The sequence below is a fragment of the Stenotrophomonas sp. 28608_Sma genome (assembly GCF_056486185.1).
In genome coordinates this window covers 3,770,323-3,788,594 of the sequence record NZ_CM151308.1, presented here as the reverse complement: position 1 = coordinate 3,788,594, position 18,272 = coordinate 3,770,323, and the positions used below count along the sequence as shown (strand labels likewise).

Sequence of the window (18,272 nt, the reverse complement as noted above, 5' to 3'; positions counted from 1 at the left end):
CGCCCCCTGCATTGAAGATCGAGGTTGAACGATGAGTACTGCTTCGGACGCCACCAAGACCGGCAAGCTGCGGCTGGGCGGCAGCAACCTCTGGTTGTTCCTGCTGCTGGCATCGATGATCCTGTTCGGCGTCAACACCGGCGTCGCCACCTGGCAGGGCAGTCGCCTGGCCGATGCCGGCTCCAAGGCGGCCGACCTGCAGGTGCTGTCACAGCAGCTGGCCAACCAGGGCCGTGATGCGGTGGGCGGCAACGCGCAGGCGTTCACCGCCTTCAAGGCCACCCGCAACGCGATCGAACAGAACGTGTCGACCCTTCAGGGGCGCTACGGCAAGGAACCGGGCGTGTCCGGTGCGATCGCCACCCTGGCCGAGACCTGGGCGCCGCTGGGCAAGCAGGCCGGGCAGCTGGTTGCCAGTGAACCGGCGGTGCTGGCGCTGGCCGGCAATGCCAACAACTTCACCGGCGCGGTGCCGGGCCTGCAGGCCCAGCTGAACGAGCTGGTGCGCGCGATGTCCGCCTCGGGCGCGCCGTCGTCGCAGGTGTACAGCGCACTGCAGCAGGTCGTGGTGGCCGGTTCGATGGCCCGCCGCGTGACCGAAATGCGTGCCGGTGGCAGCGCCGCTGCCACCTCGGGCGATGCACTGGCACGCGACATCACCGTGTTCTCGCAGGTGCTCGACGGCCTGCGCAACGGCAACGAGGAACTGGGCATCACCGCCGTGCGCGGTGCCGCCGCCGTGGCCGCGCTGGAGCAGTCGCAGCAGAAGTGGGAAGCGATGAAGCAGGACGCCGATGCGATCCTGGCCAGCTCGCGCCAGCTGTTCGCCGCCCAGTCCGCCGCCACCGCGCTGGGCCAGGGATCGGCGCACATGCTGGACGACAGCCGCAAGCTGTTCGAGGCGTTCTCCTCGTTCGGCTCGGTGTCCGATACCCGCCTGTTCCCGAACTTCTGGATCGGCGTGGTCTCCGGTGCGCTGTCGCTGATCGCGATCATCGGCTTCGTCTCCACCAACGTGCGCAGCCGCTCGCGCGAGCAGGAACTGCGCTACCAGACCCAGGTGGAATTCAACAGCCGCAACCAGCAGGCGATCATGCGGCTGCTGGACGAAATCTCCTCGCTGGGTGAGGGCGACCTGACCGTGAAGGCCTCGGTGACCGAGGACATGACCGGCGCCATCGCCGACGCGATCAACTACGCGGTGGACGAGCTGCGCCACCTGGTGACCACCATCAACGACACCTCGGCCAAGGTCGCGCTGTCCACCCAGGAAACCCAGGCCACTGCCATGCAGCTGGCAGAGGCGGCGGGCCATCAGGCCAACCAGATCACCTCGGCCTCGGACCGCATCGGTGAAATCGCGGCGAGCATCGAACAGGTGTCGCGCAACTCGGCCGAGTCGGCCGACGTGGCACAGCGCTCGGTGGTGATCGCTGCCGAAGGTGCCGGCGTGGTGCGCGAGACCATCCAGGGCATGGACCAGATCCGTGACCAGATCCAGGAAACCTCCAAGCGCATCAAGCGCCTGGGCGAGTCGTCGCAGGAAATCGGCTCGATCGTGGAACTGATCAACGACATTTCCGAGCAGACCAACATCCTGGCATTGAACGCGGCGGTGCAGGCGGCTTCGGCCGGTGAAGCGGGCCGCGGTTTCGCGGTCGTGGCCGACGAAGTGCAGCGCCTGGCAGAACGCACCTCGGGCGCAACCCGACGCATCGAGAACCTGGTCCAGGCCATTCAGGCCGATACCAACGAAGCGGTCACCTCGATGGAACAGACCACCGCCGAAGTGGTGTCCGGTGCACGCCTGGCCGAGGACGCCGGCACCGCACTGACCGAAATCGAGCGCGTGTCCAATGCACTGAACACCCTCATCAAGAACATCTCCATCGCCGCCCAGCAGCAGTCGGCTGCGGCCTCGGACATCACCCGCACCATGGGCGTGATCCGGCAGATCACCGGCCAGACCTCGCAGGGTGCCGGGCAGACCGCCGAATCGATCGGTCACCTCGCGCAGCTGGCGGCCGACCTGCGCCGTTCGGTCGCCGACTTCAAGCTGCCGGCGTGACGCGGGCAGGGCGGCGAGCAAGGAACCAGTCGATGAAGCATTTCCATTTCCCACGCCAGAACTCGCGCGGCCACCGCGCGGCGGCGAACGGAGCGCGTCCATGAGCAGTCTGCGCGATGCGATGAGCCACGCAGCGCTGGGCTGGGTCAAGCCCGAGCTGGACGAGACCCTGCGCCAGGTGCGCAACGAGGTCGAGTACTACGCGGAAGACCCGGCCGATGCCAGCCGCATGCGCATCTGCGCCGGCTACCTGCACCAGGTGCAGGGCACCCTGCGCATGGTCGAGCTGTATGCCCCGGCGATGGTGGCCGAGGAGCTTGAACAGCTGGCCAATGCCATCGGCGCCGGTAGCGTGGCTGATCGGGATGAAGCCTGCGCGACCCTGATGCGCGGCAGCGTGCTGCTGCCCGATTACCTGGAGCGCCTGCAGAACGGTCATCGCGATATTCCGATCGTGCTGATGCCGCTGCTCAACGAGATCCGTGCCGCGCGAGGCGAGGAAGGTGTGCATGACAGCGTGCTGCTGGCGTTCGCGCCGGACAGTGTCAGTGCCACCGAGGCCGAGCTGGACCATGCCCGTGGCAGCCTGAGCGGGCGCAACCGCGAGCTGCTGGATACCGTGGGCAGCGCGGTGAAGGAAGAACTGCTGCGCATCAAGGATGCGCTGGACCTGCACCTGCGTACTGGCGGTGCGCCCGAACAGCTGCAGACCCAGGCCAACGAACTTGGCGCCGTGGCCGATACGCTGGGCATGATGGGCCTGGGCGTTGCCCGCGGCGTGGTCGTGCAGCAGCGCGATGCGCTGCGTGGCGTGGTCGAAGGGCGCCAGCAGATCGACGAGAACCTGCTGCTGGATATCGCCGGAGCATTGCTCTACGTGGACGCGTCGCTGGACGACCAGGTCGCCCATCTGGGCGCCGGCGGCAGTGGCGAAGATGACCCCAGCGCGGTGGAGAACCGGCGCACGGTGGAGGTGCTGGCACATGAGGCCATCGCCAACTTCGCCGCCGCCCGCGAGCATTTCGTCGCTTTCATTGAAACCAGCTGGAACCATGCCGAGCTGCAGGACGTGCCGCGCCTGCTGGGCGATGTCTCCGGTGCGCTGCGCATGCTCGACCTGAACACCGCCGCCGATTACCTGCGCGGTGTGCAGCAGTACATCGAAGCCGAGCTGATCGGTCGCCAGCGCGTGCCCAGTGGCCGCCAGCTGGACACCCTGGCCGATGCCATGGCCAGCCTGGAGTACTACCTCGAGGCTCTGCGCGACCGCCGCCCGGGCCGCGAGGACATCCTCGACATCACCCGCAGCAGCCTTGAAGCGCTGCGCTATTGGCCGTTGCCGGACCGCAATGCGGTGGAGCCTGTTGCCGCCGCGCCGATTCCGTTCGCATCGCTGCTGGTGGACCGCGAGCCGATCGCACTGCAGGCCGAGCCGGTGCAGCCGGAGCCCATCGAGATTCCAGTGCAGCCGGCCGCGCCCGCCGCCGGCACGGTGCCGGTGCCGCTGCCGGACTTCACCTTCGATCCGCCACCGGCCACGCCTGCACCGGAGGTGGTGGACAACCGCCTGATGTTCGGGGCGCTGGGGAGCGTCGCCTCCACACCGCTGTCGCTGCATGACGACGCGGATGCACCGCTGGTCTTCGCCGCCTCCAGCGCGCCTGCGCCCGAGGTACCGCAATGGGATCTCGCACCGTTCCATCCGGACTCCGAGCCGACCGCGAGTGCCGAAGACGAGCGCAGTCCGACCTTCGCCAGCTTCGACCCGGTCAGTTTCGAACGGGCCGAAACCAGCGTGGAACCGGCGCCGCAGTGGACACTGTCGGAGGCAACACCGCCGGCATTGGCCGATGTGGCTGTGATGGATGTCGAGGACGACGTCGACGCGTCGGTGCCCTTCGACACCGCTGACGTTGCCGCGCCCGTGTTCGACCCGGTGGCTGCCGAGCACGATGTGGTCGCCGCCGGTGACGACGTGGTGTTCCGTTTCGACGCCGATGCGCTGGACAATGCCGACGACGTGCTGTCGCTGCACGCGATGGAGACGCTGTCGCTGGACGACGACGCCGGATTGCACCCGGCGCTGGAGATCGTCGATCCCGCGGCATCCGTGCGGGTGGACGAAAGCCCTGTGGTTGCCGAAGCGGACGCGGTTCCGGCGGATGTGCAGGAGGACGTGCCCGCGCCGATGGCCGAGGTGCTGACGCCGGTCTCCGATGCACCGGCACCGGCGGTGTCGGTGATTGATATCGACACCATCGCGCCCATCGACTTCAGCGAAGCCGACGCGCAGTTCTTCGCCGAGCTGAGCGCCGCGGCGGCCGATTTCAATCCGCAGGCCATGGCGGCTCCACCCGCTGCGGACATCCCGGTCGTGGCCGGCACCGAGACCGGCTTCGAGGCCGGCTTCGACGACGATGCCGAGAACATCGACGAGGACATCCGCGAGGTGTTCCTGGAAGAGTTCGACGACGAGCTGGCCAACCTGGGCACGCTGCTGCCGGCATGGCGCATGCAGCTGGACAACATGGACCGGCTGCGGCCGATCCGCCGCATCTTCCACACCCTCAAGGGCAGTGGCCGCCTGGTGGGTGCACGCACCCTGGGCGAGTTCGCCTGGAAGATCGAAGGCATGCTCAATCGCGTGCTCGATGGCAGTCGCCCGGCGACTCCGGCGGTGCTGGCGATGGTCGACAACGCCCATGCCGCGCTGCCGCAGCTGAACGCCGCGCTGCGCCATGGCCAGCGCATCAGCGTGGACCTGCAGGCGATGCAGGCCATTGCCGATCGGGTCGGTGCCGGCGAGGAGACCTTCTACGTGCCGTTGCCGGCTGCGGCCGCACCGGCAGCGACACTGGCCGAGTCCGAAGGCGAAGACGAAATCAGCCGCCTGCTGGAAGCCGAGGCCGCTGCGTCGGCGCAGGCCGATGCCACGGCGGTGGCGGAAGACGCCGGTACCCCGGCCAACATCGACAGCGTACTGCGCGAGATCCTCGAGGCCGAGGTCGAAGTCCACCAGGCGACCCTGCAGGAATGGCTGCGTTCGGCGCAGCAGGCACCGCAGCCGGTCAGCGACGCACTGCTGCGTGCGGTGCACACCATGAACGGCGCCTTCGCGATGACCGAAGTGCCGGAAATCACGGCGGTCACCGGCGGTGCCGAGTCCTACATCAAGCGTGCACTGGCCGCCGACGTGGTGCCTGGCGACGAGGGCGTAGCCGCACTGGATGCGACCGCGCAGGCGATCACCGCGACCATGGAGGCGCTGCAGGAGGAACAGCCGCGGATTGTTCCGCAGGGCGCGCTGGTGCAGCGGCTGCAGGCATTGGCCGGCGAGCTGCCGGAAGCGCGCTGGCCGCTGTTCGCGCTGGAAGACGAGGACGAAGAGGGCGTCGAGCTGGCGCCTGATGCCGAGCAGGCATCCGCGGCCGAAGCGCCGCTGGCCGGGCTGGACACGCTGGACGAAACCAGCATGCCGTCCGCTTTCGATGCGGCGACCGATTTCATTGCCGAGCCGCAGTCGCATGCCGAAGATGCGCTGGAACCGGTTCCAGCTGCAACCGGGCTGGAGGCGCTGGACGTCGCAGCCGACAGCGGCCTGGACGTGGGTGAGCTGACCGCCAGCGACGATCTTTCGCGTTACTTCGACGCCGGCTGGCCGTCGGTGCCGGGCGAGGGTGAACCTGCCGCGGACGACACCGGCGCGATTGAATCGATCCAGCCGATTGAAAGTGCGCCTGATGTTGCCCAGCACGAATCAGATGCCGTGCCGGCGATCGCGACGGTCGACGACGCTGACCTGACCATGGCGGACGATCTGTCGCCGTACCTCGACGCCAGTGCGCTGCCGGTGGATGACCGCGACGCGGAAGAGTTGCCGGTGTCTGCGGAAGTTGACGCGATCGACCTGAATACGCCGTTGCCGTTTGATTCGGACAGTGACGATGACAACGTCATTGACGACGCTGCTGCACTGCCACTCGACAGCGAGCTGTCGAGCCTGCAGGATGAAATGGCTGTGCCGGGTTTTGCAGAACCGGTCACGCTGGCAGCCGCGCTCGAGGCCGGCCTGCACGTGATCGAGGAGGAGCAGACCCTGGACGACGACGGGCAATGGCCCGTGATCGGCCTCCAGGCCAGCGAACTCGCGCCGGGCGAGGCAGATGCCTTTGCCGAGGATGCGGACGTCGGCGGGGAGGCGGCGGTCGGTGAAGGAGAGAGCGCCGATCAGCCGTCCCCGGCGACGGTGATTGAGGAGATCACCGCGGAGGCGCCGCAGGGCGGCACTGCTGCGGTGCGCTTCTTCGAAATGGAAGACGCACCGGGCCAGGGCACGGTCGATACCGATGCACAGGTTGCAGCGACCGACATCGTGCCGCGTGCGCCGCACCACGAGCAGGCACCTGTTGCGGCGGATGCCGAGGACGGCGCCGATGCACTCGACTTCAGCGTGTACGACCGCGAGCTGGTCGATATCTTTGTCGAGGAAGGCAAGGACCTGCTCGACCACTGCGATGGCCTGATCAGCGAGCTGCGTGATGCGCCGCAGGACCGCGAGGTGCTGGCCGGCCTGCAGCGTGATCTGCACACCCTGAAGGGTGGCGCACGCATGGCTGGCATCAATGCCATCGGCGATCTTGGCCACAGCATCGAATCGCTGCTGGAGGCGGTGGCCGCTGGCCGTACCGAGATCGAACGTCGCGACGTGCAGCTGCTGGAGCGTGGCTTTGACCGCCTGCACCAGTTGCTCACCCGCACCGGCGCGCACCGCGTGGTGGAGCCGGCGCAGGATCTGGTCGAAGCCTTCGAGGTCCGCACCACCATCGATATCGCCGCAGCCGCTGCGGCCGCGCGTGTGGCAAGCGAGATCGAGACCGTGCCCGCACAGGCCGCGGGCCCGCTGGCGACCCTGATCGAAGCGCCGCTGTCGGCTCCGCTTCCGGCCGAGGGCGTGGTCGATGAAGATCCGCTGGCGCGTCCGCAGCAGGAGCAGGTGCGAGTGCGTGCCGACCTGCTCGACCGCTTGGTCAACCATGCCGGTGAAGTGGCGATCTACCGCTCGCGGCTTGAACAGCAGCTGGGTGCCTTCCGTGGTGCCATGGGCGAACTGGAGCGCACCAATGCGCGACTGCGCGACCAGCTGCGGCGACTCGACCTGGAAACCGAGGCGCAGATCGTCGCCCGCTACCAGCGCGAACAGGACCAGGCCGACCAGAAGTTCGATCCGCTGGAGCTGGACCGCTTCTCCACCCTGCAGCAGCTCAGCCGTGCGCTGAACGAGTCGGCGGCCGACCTGGGGGGCCTGCAGGGCGTGCTGGACGATCTGTCGCGCCAGTACGATTCGCTGCTGCAGCAGCAGTCGCGCGTCAGCTCCGAGCTGCAGGATGGCCTGATGCGCGCGCGCATGGTGCCGTTCGATGGCCTGGTGCCGCGCCTGCGCCGCGTGGTCCGCCAGTCCGGCATGGATACCGGCAAGCAGGTCCACCTGACCCTGGAAGGAACCCACGGCGAACTGGACCGCAACGTCCTCGACCGCATGGTCGCGCCGCTGGAACACATGCTGCGCAACTCCGTGGCCCATGGCCTGGAAGCGCCGGAACAGCGCCGCGCCGCCGGCAAGCCGGAGGAGGGCGAGATCGCCATCCGCCTGCACCGCGAAGGTTCGGAAATCGTGCTGGAAGTGGCCGATGACGGTGCTGGCCTGGACCGCGAGGCGATCCGCCGCCGCGCCATCGACCGTGGCCTGCTGGCCGCCGATGCGCAGCCGAACGAGCAGGAGCTGGACAACCTGATCTTCGCGTCCGGCTTCACCACCGCCGACCAGGTCAGCCAGCTGGCCGGTCGTGGCGTGGGCATGGACGTGGTGCGCAACGAAGTGCGCCAGCTCGGTGGCTCGGTCGACATCCAGTCGGTGCGGGGCCAGGGCGTACGCTTCACCCTGCGCCTGCCGCAGACGCTGGCCGTCACCCAGGCGGTGTTCGTGCAGATCGGCGAAACCACCTTCGCGGTGCCGGTGGCCTCGGTCAGTGGTATCGGCCGCCTGTCGCGCGAGCGTTTCGAAGCCGCCGACAGCAGCTACCGTTACAGCGGCGAAGACTATCCGCTGTACGACCTCGGCAGCCTGGTCGGGCAGGCCCCGGCGCGTGCCGATGGCCAGGACCAGGTGCCGCTGCTGCTGGTCCGTGCCGGTGATCTGCGTGCCGCCGTGGCGATCGACCAGGTGCTGGGCAACCGCGAAATCGTGGTCAAGCCGGTCGGCCTGCAGATCGCGTCGGTGCCGGGCATCTACGGTGCCACCATCACCGGCGATGGCCGCGTGGTGGTGATCCTGGACGTGGCGCCGCTGGTGCGCCGCTTCCTCGCCAACCCGACGCTGCCTGTGCTGGCCAACGCACCGCGCCAGGAGCGCCAGGTGCCGCTGGTGATGGTGGTCGACGACTCGCTGACCATGCGCAAGGTCACCGGCCGCATCCTCGAACGCCACAACTTCGAGGTCAGCGTCGCCCGCGACGGCGTGGAAGCGCTGGAACGCCTGGAAGAGCGCGTGCCGGACCTGATGCTGCTGGATATCGAGATGCCGCGCATGGATGGCTACGAGCTCGCCACCGCGATGCGTGCCGACCCGCGCTACAGGGACGTGCCGATCGTGATGATCACTTCGCGCAGCGGTGACAAGCACCGCCAGCGCGCCTTCGAGATCGGTGTCCAGCGTTACCTGGGCAAGCCGTACCAGGAACTGGACCTGATGCGTAACGTGTACGACCTGCTGGGGATCGCCCGTGTCCGTGAGTGAAACCCAAGCGGCTCCGGCCGTGGCCCTGCTGGCTCGTCCCGGCGCGGCGCGTGAGCGCCTGCGTGAGGCGTTGTCGCACGCCGATGTGCAGCTGGTGCTGGAAGATGATCCCAACACGCTGGAGACGCGGGTCCTGCAGGAGGCGCGCCCACAGTTCGTGGTGATCGCGCTGGAAGCCGCCATCGAGGACGCCTTGGAGCGCCTGGAAGCGGTGCTGTCCGCACCGGGCCTGACCCTGGTCTTCGACGAGGCCGAACTGGCTGCACGTCGTGATGGCTGGGAGGCTCAGCGCTGGGGCCGTCATCTGTCCGCCAAGCTGCATGGCCACCAGCAGGTGTTGCCGCCGGGGGCCGAAGAAGAACCCAGCCTGCAGTTGGAGCCGGGCCACCCGGCACCGCCACCGGCGCCGCAGGAAGAAGCGCTGCAGCCGCACCTGGAGCAGGCATTGAGCTGGGCCGACGAGGTCCCCGCTGACACTCTGTACTCGCCGCCTGTACAGCTGCACGAACCGATCGCGCTGGAACAGGCGCTGGCGGCCTTGCAGCCGGTGGTGCCTGAGCGGCTGGAGGCCCCCGCACTGCCGTCGCTGGCAGAGACCGCGTCCGCAGCACCGCCGCTACCGCCGGTCTCCTTCGACCACACCGCCTGGTCGCTGGTCGAGGACGAGGCCGATGCCTCGGCAACCGCTCCGCACCACGCTGCCGTGGAGGCTCCGCTGCCTTCCTTCGATACCGGTCATCTGAGCCTGGTCGATCTGGATGCCGCAGCGCCCGTGGGCGCACGCGCCGGATCGCTGCTGGTGCTGGCCGGCATCGGTGGCCCGGATGCGCTGCGTCGCCTGCTCGGCGCGCTGCCGCCTTCGCTGAGCGTGCCCGTCCTGGTGCACATGCGCCTGGATGGCGGGCGCTACGGCAACCTGGTCAAGCAGATGGCACGCGTGTCGCCGTTGCCGGTGCAGCTGGCTGAAGCCGGCCAGCGTGCAACTCCGGGTGAAGTGCACGTGCTGGCCGATGACATCGGCGTGCAGGCAGCCAGTGACGGCCTGCATTTCGTCAGCGACGCGCAGGGCATTGCGATTGCCGCGCTGCCAGCTGACCACACCGCGCTGGTCCTGCTCAGCGGCGCTGACCTTGCGCATGTTGGTCCGGCGCTGGATCTGGCCGCCGCCGGTGCATGGGTGGCCGGGCAGGTGGGCGAGGGCTGCTACGACCCGGCTGCAGCCACGGCGGTGGTTGCTGCCGGCATGGTGGCCGGTGAACCGCAGGAACTGGCGCAGGCGATTGCCGCGCGCTGGGGTGAGCAGGACGACAACGGAGAAGCACCATGAGCTATGCCAGCAATGACGAAATCCGTGGCGTCCTGATCCAGGCCGGCAACGCGCGCGTGCTGCTGCCCAATGCCACCGTGGCCGAAATGATGTCGCGCGTGCCGGTGCAGCCGGTCTCCGGTGCGCCGCGCTGGCTGGTCGGCGAGATCGGCTGGCATGGCTGGCAGGTGCCGCTGGTGTCGTTCGCACGTCTTTCGGGACTGGGCGAAGAAGCCGTGGGCGGCCACAACAAGGTGGTGGTGCTGAAGGCCCTCAGCGGCAACGCGCAACGCCCGTACTACGCCCTGCTGACGCAGAACTTCCCGCAGCTGATTTCGGTGCCGCGCGACGGCCTGCTGGCTGACGCCTCGGAAGAAACCCTGCCGGACATCGTGCACATGCGTGTGCTGCTGGGCGAGCAGAGCGCGCTGCTGCCGAACCTGGACGCGCTGGAAGCCGCCCTGGATTCGCTGGCGGCCTGATCGGACATCCGCCGGGCATTTTGAATTCCCGGTAGTGCCGGCCGCTGGCCGGCATCCACGGAATCATGCGGTTGCCGGCCAGCGGCCGGCACTACCAGGAATCGGGCCTTACCCCAGATCCCCCAACCGCGCCTGCAGTGCTGCAATCGCGGCCAGGCCGGCCGTTTCCGTGCGCAGGATGCGCGGGCCCAGCTGCAGGCCCTGGAAGCCCGCGGCTGCCAGTTGATCACGGTCGCGTGGCGACCACCCACCTTCCGGGCCGATCGCGATCACGATGCCGCCTGCCGGAGCGGCCGCCAGCGTCGACAAGCGATGTGTGCCCAGCGGGTCCAGGGTCAGCCGCAGCGTATCGGGCGGCAGCGCCGCTGCCGCCTGCGCCAGCGACAGCGGGGATCCCACGTGCGGAATGCGCGCGCGCCCGGACTGGCCGCAGGCCGAGGTCACCACATTGTTCCAGTGCGCCACGCGCTTCTCCGCCCGTGCTGCATCCAGCTTCACCTCGGTGCGCTCGGCGTTGACCGGAATGATCGCCGCCACGCCCAGTTCGGTGGCCTTCTGCAGGATCAGGTCCATCTTCTCGCCGCGGGCGATGCCCTGCAGCAGGGTGATCGCCAGCGGCGATTCGGTGTCGATGGCCTGCACGGCGTCGATGCGCACCTGCACTTCGCGCTTGCCGGCCACGGTCAGCGTGGCGCTGTAGTCATGGCCGTCGCCGTTGAACAGCACGCAGGTATCACCCTCGCGCAGGCGCATCACCCGCACCAGATGGTTGGCCGTCTCTTCCGGCAGGGTCACGGTCTGGCCGCTGTGCAGCGCCAGGTCGATGGGGCAGCGGGTCACGCGCATGCAATCGCCTCGTCAATCGCCGCCAGCGTGGTATGTGCCAGCAGCTCCAGTTGTTCGTCATCCACGCAGTAGGGTGGCATCCAGTACAGCACGTCGCCCAGCGGACGCAGCACCACGCCACGTTTCAGGGCAGCCTTGTAGGCGTGCAGGCCCAGCCGCATGGCCGGGTCGAACGGTGTGCGCTTGTTGCCATCGCGCGACAGCTCGAACGCCACCACCATGCCGGCCTGGCGCACGTCGGCCACGTGCGGATGGTCGCTGAACGGTGCAGCCAGCGTGCCCATCACCGAGGCGATGCCGCGGTTGCGCGCGATCACATCGTCGTCGCGGAAGATGTCCAGCGTCGCCAGCGCGGCCGCGCAGGCCAGCGGGTTGCCGGTGTAGCTGTGCGAATGCAGGAACGCGCGCTCGCGCGAGTCGTCGAGGAACGCGTCGTACAGGGCCTGCGTGGCCAGTACCGCGGCAAGCGGCAGGAAGCCGCCGGTCAGGCCTTTCGAGAGGCACATCAGGTCCGGCATCACCCCGGCCTGCTCGCAGGCGAACAGGGTGCCGGTGCGGCCAAAGCCTGCGGCGATCTCGTCGGCGATCATGAATGCACCGTGCGCATCGCACAGTTCGCGCACGCGCTGCAGGTACACCGGGTCGTGCATGCGCATGCCGCCGGCGCACTGCAGGCGCGGTTCCAGGATCACCGCGCAGATCTCGCCCGGGTGCTGGTCGAACAGCGTGGCCAGTCCATCCGCGGCCTGCCGCGCGCGATCTGCCGCACTCTGGCCCGGCTCGGCCAGGTAAGCGTCGGGCGAGGGCGCGAACAGGCCTTCGGCCAGCAGCGGTGCATAGACACGGCGGTACAGGGGGATGTCGCCCAGCGCGAGCGCGCCCAGGGTCTCGCCGTGGTAGCCGTTCTCCAGCGCGATGAAGCGCGTGCGGCGCGGCTCGCCACGGTTCTGGAAATACTGGAAGGCCATCTTCAGCGCCACTTCCACGCCGGCGGAGCCGTTGTCGGCGTAGAACACCTTGGCCAGCGGTTCGCGGCCAGGCTGGCGCGGGGCCAGCGCCAGCAGGCGTTCGGCCAGGGTGATGGCTGGCTCATGACCGAAGCCGGCCAGCATCACCTGTTCCAGCTGCGTGGCCTGGGCGGCGATGGCACCACCGATGCGAGGTTCGGCATGACCGAACAGGTTGGTCCACCAGCTGCTGACCGCGTCCAGGTAGCGGTTGCCGTCGTGGTCGAACAACCAGGCGCCCTGGCCGCGTGCGATCGGGACCAGTGGCAGGGTGTGCGGATGCTCGCGCATCTGCGTGCACGGGTGCCACAGCACCTGCAGGTCGCGCTGCCGCCAGTGCTCGACCAGCGGGGAGGGGGTTGGGTCTGCTAGCATTTCGGGCTCATGAACATGTTGCTGCCTGCACATTCTATCGGCCCCGGCGCAGGCGCCGGCCGCCGCGGAGATTCCGCATGAACGATGACCGTGCCGGCCGTCGCTTGCCGATCATCCATCGGATCACCGATGAGGAGAACGGTCCCTTCCAGCGCCAGCACCTGGACTTGGAGTTCTCCAACGGCGAACGCCGCCGCTTCGAGCGGCTGGTCAGCCGGGGGCATGGCGCGGTGGTGGTGGTGCCGATGCTCGACGACGAAACCGTGCTGCTGGTACGTGAATACGCCGCCGGCATGCACCGCTACGAACTGGGCTTGGTCAAGGGCCGGATCGATGCCGGCGAGACCCCCGAGCAGGCCGCCGACCGCGAACTGAAGGAAGAGGCTGGTTACGGCGCGCGCCGGGTGGACGTGCTGCGCGCGATGACCCTGGCCCCGACCTACATGAGCCACCAGTCGTGGCTGGTGGTGGCGCGCGACCTGTACCCGGAAAAGCTGGCCGGCGATGAGCCGGAAGAGCTGGAAGTCGTTCCGTGGAAGCTGGCCGAGCTGGACCAGCTGATGCTGCGCGAGGACTTCTCCGAGGGACGCTCGCTGGCAGCGCTGTTCATCGCCCGCCAGTGGCTGCAGGGAACGCGATGATCAAACTGACCACGGACCTGCGCGAGACCGCCATCGCCATTGCCCAGGAAGCCGGACAGGCCATCATGCAGGTCTATGCCGACGGCTTCGACGTGCAGATCAAGGATGACAACAGTCCGGTCACCGCAGCCGACCTGGCCGCCAACCAGGTCATCGAGCAGGGCCTGCAGCAGCTGACCCCGGATCTGCCGATCCTGTCCGAGGAATCGGCGCAGGTCCCCTGGGAACAGCGCCGCCACTGGGGCGCCTACTGGCTGGTCGATCCGCTCGATGGCACCCGTGAGTTCGTCAAGCGCAACGGCGAGTTCAGCGTCAACATCGCGCTGATCTACCAGGGCGCACCGGCCTTCGGCGTGGTGCTGGCCCCGGTGACCGGCATCGTCTGGCATGCCATGCGCGGGGAGCTGGCCTATCGCCGGCAGGGCCTGCACGACACCGTGTTGCGCACCCGCACGCCGGCCACCGCACCGCTGCGGGTTGCCGCCAGCCGCTCGCACCGCTCACCGGAAACCGAGGCGCTGCTGGCGCGCATGGGCCGCATCGAGACCATCGCACAGGGCTCATCGCTGAAGTTCTGCCGGATCGCCGAAGGCGGGCTGGATGTCTATCCCCGGCTGGGCCCGACCTCCGAATGGGACACCGCCGCCGGCCAGTGCGTGCTGCACGCCGCCGGTGGCGCGGTGCTGTCGGCGGCGACCGGCAAGCCGTTCCGCTACAACCGCCGCGAGACCCTGTTGAACGGTGATTTCATTGCCCTTGGTGACACCAGCCTGCCCTGGCGCGACTGGTTGTCCGATTGACCCTGGAGACCGCATGAGCGCGCACGACACCCCCACCACCGGCAGTGCCGCCAGCAACGAATTGGAACGCCTGCTGTCGATCATGGCGCGCCTGCGTGATCCGCAGGGTGGCTGCCCCTGGGACCTGGAACAGAACTTCGCGACCATCGCGCCGTACACCATCGAGGAAGCCTACGAGGTGGCCGATGCCATCGATCGGGGCGACCTCGATGATCTCTGCGATGAGCTCGGCGACCTGCTGCTGCAGGTGGTGTTCCATGCGCGCATGGCCGAGGAGCAGGGCGCCTTCGCCTTCGCCGAGGTCGCGCGCGCGATCAGCGACAAGATGCAGCGCCGCCACCCGCACGTGTTCGCCGATGTCAGCGTCGATGACGCCGATGGGGTGACGCGTAACTGGGATGCGATCAAGCGCGCCGAGCGAGTCGCCAAAGGAGAGCAGGACACTTCCGCGCTGGCCGGCATCTCGCGTGGCCTGCCCGAATGGCAGCGAGCGGTGAAGCTGCAGTCGCGCGCGGCCAAGGTCGGTTTCGACTGGCCGGGCCCGTTGCCGGTGCTGGACAAGGCGGCGGAGGAACTGCAGGAGCTGCGCGAGGAGTTCGAGCGCGGCGATATTGCCGGCAACAAGGCGCGCCTGCAGGAAGAGCTGGGCGATCTGCTGTTCGTCTGCGCCAACCTGGCACGCCACGCCGATATCGATCTGGGTGCGGCGCTGCGCGGGGCCAACCACAAGTTCGAACGCCGCTTCCGTGCGATGGAAGCGCAGGCTGACGCCCAGGGTGGAGCGCTGGCGTCGATGGACCTGGATGCGCAGGAAGCACTGTGGCAGCACGCCAAGGCGGCGGAGAAGGCGTGAAGACGCTCGCGCTGTTCCTGCTGACCGCGCTGGCCGAAATTGTCGGCTGCTACCTGCCGTGGTTGTGGCTGCGCAAGGGCGGCAGCGTGTGGCTGCTGCTGCCGGCTGCCGCCAGCCTGGCCCTGTTCGCCTGGCTGCTGACCCTGCACCCGACCGCCAGTGGCCGGGTCTATGCGGCCTACGGTGGTGTCTACATCGGCACCGCGCTGTTCTGGCTGTGGCTGGTCGATGGCATCCGCCCCAGCCGCTGGGACCTGTTCGGCGCAGCCCTGTGCCTGGCCGGCATGGCGGTGATCATGTTCGGGCCGCGCACGCCCCCGGTGTAGCGTCGAGCCATGCTCGGCCGCTTCGGCTTTTGTAGCGTCGAGCCAGGCTCGACCGCTTCCGCTCTTATGTAGAGTCGAGATCCTATGTTCGTGGTCAAGCCTGCTGGAAGCAGGCTTGACCCACCTTCAGCATCGCCGGATCGAAGTCCCGGCCGCTTTTGAAGACACCCCAGGCGATCCTGGCCAGCTTTCTGGCCAGGATGTTGAAGACGGCGGTGCTGGGGTGACCGCGTTTTGACAGCTCGTCGTAGAGCGGTTGCCCCCGACGACACCGCTTGAGCCCCATGGCGGCCATGTAGAGCATCTGGCGCAGCACTGGCGCGCCCTGTTTGGACAGCCGACGCCGTCCCGTTCTGCCGCCAGACTCGTTAGGCCGGGGATCCAGGCCGGTGCAGGCGATCCACGCGTTGGCGTTGGCCAACGGCCAGCGCGTCATGTAGTAAATCAGGTGAGCGGCGACGGCAGGGCCGATACCAGGGATGGTCAACAGGCGCTTGTAGAGCGCGCCATGCTCTCCATCGCGACCCAAGCGCTGCAGTTCGCTTTCCAGCTCGGACAGCGTCCCAGCCAGAGCGCAGAACAGATCTGACAGCTCCCCGGGGGCACTTTTGCTTACCCCGAAGGATTGCTCCAGGCGCGCGCGTGTCTTTACCAGCGTCTGCCGCTTGCGCAGCAAATCGTGCATCTGCTGCTGCTCATCGGTACGCGGTACGTATTCACGCAGGCGATCGTTCTCCTTCTTCACGTATCGGGCGATCGCTTCGGCGTCCATGGCGTCCGTCTTGCCACGCGAGCCCGTCGCCCGGCCGTAGTGCTTGATCAGACGTGGATTGATCACATAGACAACGTGGCCTGCCTGGCCAGCCATCCGAGCCAACAACTCGTAGTACCGCCCCGTCGCCTCCATGCCAATCCGGCATCGCTGGGGCAAGGTGTTGAGCCACTGGGCTATGCCGGCCCGGGTGTTGGCGATCCTGTCGCCGGCCTTGCGGTCGGCCACTGCCGGTACGAACTCCTTGGAGTCCACGTCCACGCCAATATCGAGAGAATCAGACATTTGTACGGCTCCCAGCTATCTTTAAGGGGCTGGGGTGGTACCGCACCGACGTTAGCTTGCCTACATCGACGATCCCCTTTGGGGGCCGTACGATCCTTTATCGACGTTCGTGTGCGGGATGGGGATCGCTCGACTCGTCTGTCGGCTAGTATCCGCAGATGCATGCTTGACGGTCCCTCCACCCTGGCTCCTACATACCGCGTAGGAGCCGGGAGGAACATACAAGCCATGCTCGACTGCAACTGGGAGGGCCAGTCGAGCATGGCTCGCCTCTACAAAGGCAGCGCGGATCATGCACTGCCTTGTCAGAATCGGCCACGCTGTCCAGGCCGCTTTCCCTCCCGGGAAGGCGCATGATGGCGGTGACCACGGCCCCCGGAACACGCACATGTCCCGCTTCGCCAGCTTCCGCGAGTTCTATCCGTTCTATCTCAGCGAGCACCGCCACCCGGTATCGCGCCGGCTGCACTTCGTCGGCAGCTGCGGCGTGCTGCTGCTGGTCGTTGCAGCGATCCTGCGCGGGCAGCCGGTGCTGTTGCTGGCCGCCCTGTTCTGCGGTTACAGCTTCGCCTGGGTCGGCCATTTCTTTTTCGAGAAGAACCGACCGGCCACCTTCCAGCACCCGCTGTACTCGTTCATGGGCGACTGGGTGATGTTCGCCGACATCCTGCGCGGGCGCGTGCCCTGGTAGCTCCGCTGTGAATGTGGCCTTCACGCGCTATGCTGGGGCCTGGACGTCATAGATAAGGAAAGCAAGATGTTCCCGACCATGTTCTTTACCGTGGTACTGGCCTTCGTGGCCGTGGTGATCCTGTTCAAGGCAGTACGGATGGTGCCCCAGGGCTACGAGTGGACCGTCGAGCGCTTCGGGCGCTACACGCACACCATGACCCCCGGCCTGCATTTCCTGATCCCGATCGTGTACGGGGTGGGGCGCAAGGTGAACATGATGGAGCAGGTGCTGGACGTGCCCAGCCAGGAAGTGATCACCAAGGACAACGCCGCCGTGCGCGTGGACGGCGTGGTGTTCTTCCAGGTACTGGATGCCGCCAAGGCCGCCTATGAGGTGGCCAACCTGGAAGTGGCGATGATCGCCCTGGTGCAGACCAACATCCGTACGGTGATCGGTTCGATGGATCTGGATGAATCGCTCAGCCAGCGCGAGGTGATCAATGCCCAGCTGCTGAGCGTGGTCGACCATGCCACCAATCCCTGGGGCGTGAAGGTCAACCGCATCGAGATCCGCGACATCCAGCCGCCGCGCGATCTGCTGGATGCGATGGCGCGGCAGATGAAGGCCGAGCGCGAAAAGCGCGCGCAGATCCTCGAGGCAGAGGGTTCACGGCAGTCGGAGATCCTGCGCGCCGATGGCGAGAAGCAGGCCACCGTGCTGGAAGCCGAAGGCCGTCGCGAAGCCGCGTTCCGCGATGCCGAGGCGCGCGAGCGCCTGGCCGAGGCCGAAGCGATGGCGACCAAGGTGGTGTCGGCGGCGATTGCCGAGGGTGACGTGCAGGCGATCAACTATTTCGTCGCGCAGAAGTACGTGGAAGCGTTCAAGGAGCTGGCCAGTTCGCCGAACCAGAAGCTGGTGCTGATGCCGATGGAGGCCAGTGGCGTGATCGGTTCGATCGCGGGCGTGGCCGAACTGGCGAAGCAGGCGCTGGCCAGCCAGGACAACAAGGCCGCCGGCAAGCGGCCGCCGCCGCTCGGAGGCTGAC

Annotated in this window: 13 protein-coding genes; 10 read left to right on the top strand and 3 right to left on the bottom strand. The window is 67.7% G+C overall.

The genetic code is table 11. From position 1 onward, the window contains the following. Positions 1-31 precede the first annotated feature (31 nt). The 4 genes from ACZLHH_RS17875 (at position 32) to ACZLHH_RS17860 (ending at position 10,649) form a co-directional block, all read left to right on the top strand. Positions 32-2,068 carry a methyl-accepting chemotaxis protein gene (locus tag ACZLHH_RS17875; protein ID WP_032130100.1) on the top strand — a complete coding sequence of 679 codons (2,037 nt, stop codon included), beginning with the start codon at positions 32-34 and terminating at the stop codon, positions 2,066-2,068. Positions 2,069-2,168: 100 nt separating this feature from the next. Continuing rightward, positions 2,169-8,861, top strand: a complete 6,693-nt coding sequence (locus tag ACZLHH_RS17870; protein WP_180845172.1) for an Hpt domain-containing protein — start codon at positions 2,169-2,171, stop codon at positions 8,859-8,861. Next, on the top strand, positions 8,848-10,188 hold the full coding sequence (locus ACZLHH_RS17865; protein WP_132810643.1) for a chemotaxis protein CheB: 1,341 nt from the start codon (positions 8,848-8,850) through the stop codon (positions 10,186-10,188). The genes ACZLHH_RS17870 and ACZLHH_RS17865 overlap by 14 nt, the downstream gene beginning before the upstream one ends. Next, positions 10,185-10,649 carry a chemotaxis protein CheW gene (locus ACZLHH_RS17860; protein ID WP_032130103.1) on the top strand — a complete coding sequence of 155 codons (465 nt, stop codon included), beginning with the start codon at positions 10,185-10,187 and terminating at the stop codon, positions 10,647-10,649. The genes ACZLHH_RS17865 and ACZLHH_RS17860 overlap by 4 nt, the downstream gene beginning before the upstream one ends. A gap of 108 nt (positions 10,650-10,757) precedes the next feature. Here the strand turns inward: ACZLHH_RS17860 and ACZLHH_RS17855 are convergent, their stop codons facing one another. Both ACZLHH_RS17855 and bioA read right to left on the bottom strand, forming a co-directional pair. After that, on the bottom strand, positions 10,758-11,495 hold the full coding sequence (locus tag ACZLHH_RS17855) for a 16S rRNA (uracil(1498)-N(3))-methyltransferase (protein ID WP_164081220.1): 738 nt from the start codon (positions 11,493-11,495) through the stop codon (positions 10,758-10,760). After that, positions 11,486-12,877 (bottom strand): adenosylmethionine--8-amino-7-oxononanoate transaminase, encoded by a 1,392-nt coding sequence (bioA, locus tag ACZLHH_RS17850; RefSeq protein WP_071228212.1) that lies wholly within the window; start codon positions 12,875-12,877, stop codon positions 11,486-11,488. The genes ACZLHH_RS17855 and bioA overlap by 10 nt, the downstream gene beginning before the upstream one ends. Positions 12,878-12,954: 77 nt before the next feature. Here bioA and nudE point away from each other — a divergent pair, with 77 nt between their 5' ends. Genes nudE through ACZLHH_RS17830 form a run of 4 tightly spaced genes read left to right on the top strand, consistent with a single transcriptional unit; the run spans position 12,955 to position 15,497 of the window. After that, the gene (gene nudE / locus ACZLHH_RS17845; RefSeq protein ID WP_005418435.1) at positions 12,955-13,518 is read left to right on the top strand and encodes an ADP compounds hydrolase NudE; all 564 of its coding nucleotides are present in this window, start codon (positions 12,955-12,957) and stop codon (positions 13,516-13,518) included. Continuing rightward, positions 13,515-14,318, top strand: a complete 804-nt coding sequence (gene cysQ, locus ACZLHH_RS17840) for a 3'(2'),5'-bisphosphate nucleotidase CysQ (protein WP_032130106.1) — start codon at positions 13,515-13,517, stop codon at positions 14,316-14,318. Before nudE ends, cysQ begins: the two co-directional genes overlap by 4 nt. A gap of 13 nt (positions 14,319-14,331) precedes the next feature. After that, positions 14,332-15,171: a nucleoside triphosphate pyrophosphohydrolase gene (mazG, locus tag ACZLHH_RS17835; protein ID WP_071228211.1), complete on the top strand. Its 840-nt coding sequence runs from the start codon at positions 14,332-14,334 to the stop codon at positions 15,169-15,171. Then, positions 15,168-15,497: a YnfA family protein gene (locus ACZLHH_RS17830; protein ID WP_032130110.1), complete on the top strand. Its 330-nt coding sequence runs from the start codon at positions 15,168-15,170 to the stop codon at positions 15,495-15,497. The genes mazG and ACZLHH_RS17830 overlap by 4 nt, the downstream gene beginning before the upstream one ends. 94 nt (positions 15,498-15,591) lie before the next feature. On the opposite strand, the gene ACZLHH_RS17825 is transcribed toward ACZLHH_RS17830, so the two are convergent. Then, positions 15,592-16,554, bottom strand: a complete 963-nt coding sequence (locus ACZLHH_RS17825) for an IS110 family transposase (protein ID WP_107314971.1) — start codon at positions 16,552-16,554, stop codon at positions 15,592-15,594. Between the two features lie 388 nt (positions 16,555-16,942). Here ACZLHH_RS17825 and ACZLHH_RS17820 point away from each other — a divergent pair, with 388 nt between their 5' ends. Beyond that, positions 16,943-17,245, top strand: coding sequence for an Mpo1-like protein (locus ACZLHH_RS17820; protein ID WP_049422150.1), 303 nt, complete (start codon positions 16,943-16,945; stop codon positions 17,243-17,245). Positions 17,246-17,311: 66 nt separating this feature from the next. Then, a complete protein-coding gene (locus ACZLHH_RS17815; protein ID WP_005410704.1) occupies positions 17,312-18,271 on the top strand; it encodes an SPFH domain-containing protein in 960 nt (319 codons plus the stop codon). Position 18,272: the final 1 nt, after the last annotated feature.

Excerpts from the sequence above, each read along its gene's own strand:
- ACZLHH_RS17875 (WP_032130100.1), top strand. The coding sequence starts at position 32 with ATGAGTACTGCTTCGGACGCCACCAAGACCGGCAAGCTGCGGCTGGGC.
- cysQ (WP_032130106.1), top strand. The coding sequence starts at position 13,515 with ATGATCAAACTGACCACGGACCTGCGCGAGACCGCCATCGCCATTGCC.
- nudE (WP_005418435.1), top strand. The coding sequence starts at position 12,955 with ATGAACGATGACCGTGCCGGCCGTCGCTTGCCGATCATCCATCGGATC.
- ACZLHH_RS17870 (WP_180845172.1), top strand. The coding sequence starts at position 2,169 with ATGAGCAGTCTGCGCGATGCGATGAGCCACGCAGCGCTGGGCTGGGTC.
- mazG (WP_071228211.1), top strand. The coding sequence starts at position 14,332 with ATGAGCGCGCACGACACCCCCACCACCGGCAGTGCCGCCAGCAACGAA.
- ACZLHH_RS17815 (WP_005410704.1), top strand. The coding sequence starts at position 17,312 with ATGTTCCCGACCATGTTCTTTACCGTGGTACTGGCCTTCGTGGCCGTG.
- ACZLHH_RS17860 (WP_032130103.1), top strand. The coding sequence starts at position 10,185 with ATGAGCTATGCCAGCAATGACGAAATCCGTGGCGTCCTGATCCAGGCC.
- ACZLHH_RS17855 (WP_164081220.1), bottom strand. The coding sequence starts at position 11,495 with ATGCGCGTGACCCGCTGCCCCATCGACCTGGCGCTGCACAGCGGCCAG.
- ACZLHH_RS17825 (WP_107314971.1), bottom strand. The coding sequence starts at position 16,554 with ATGTCTGATTCTCTCGATATTGGCGTGGACGTGGACTCCAAGGAGTTC.
- bioA (WP_071228212.1), bottom strand. The coding sequence starts at position 12,877 with ATGCTAGCAGACCCAACCCCCTCCCCGCTGGTCGAGCACTGGCGGCAG.
- ACZLHH_RS17820 (WP_049422150.1), top strand. The coding sequence starts at position 16,943 with ATGTCCCGCTTCGCCAGCTTCCGCGAGTTCTATCCGTTCTATCTCAGC.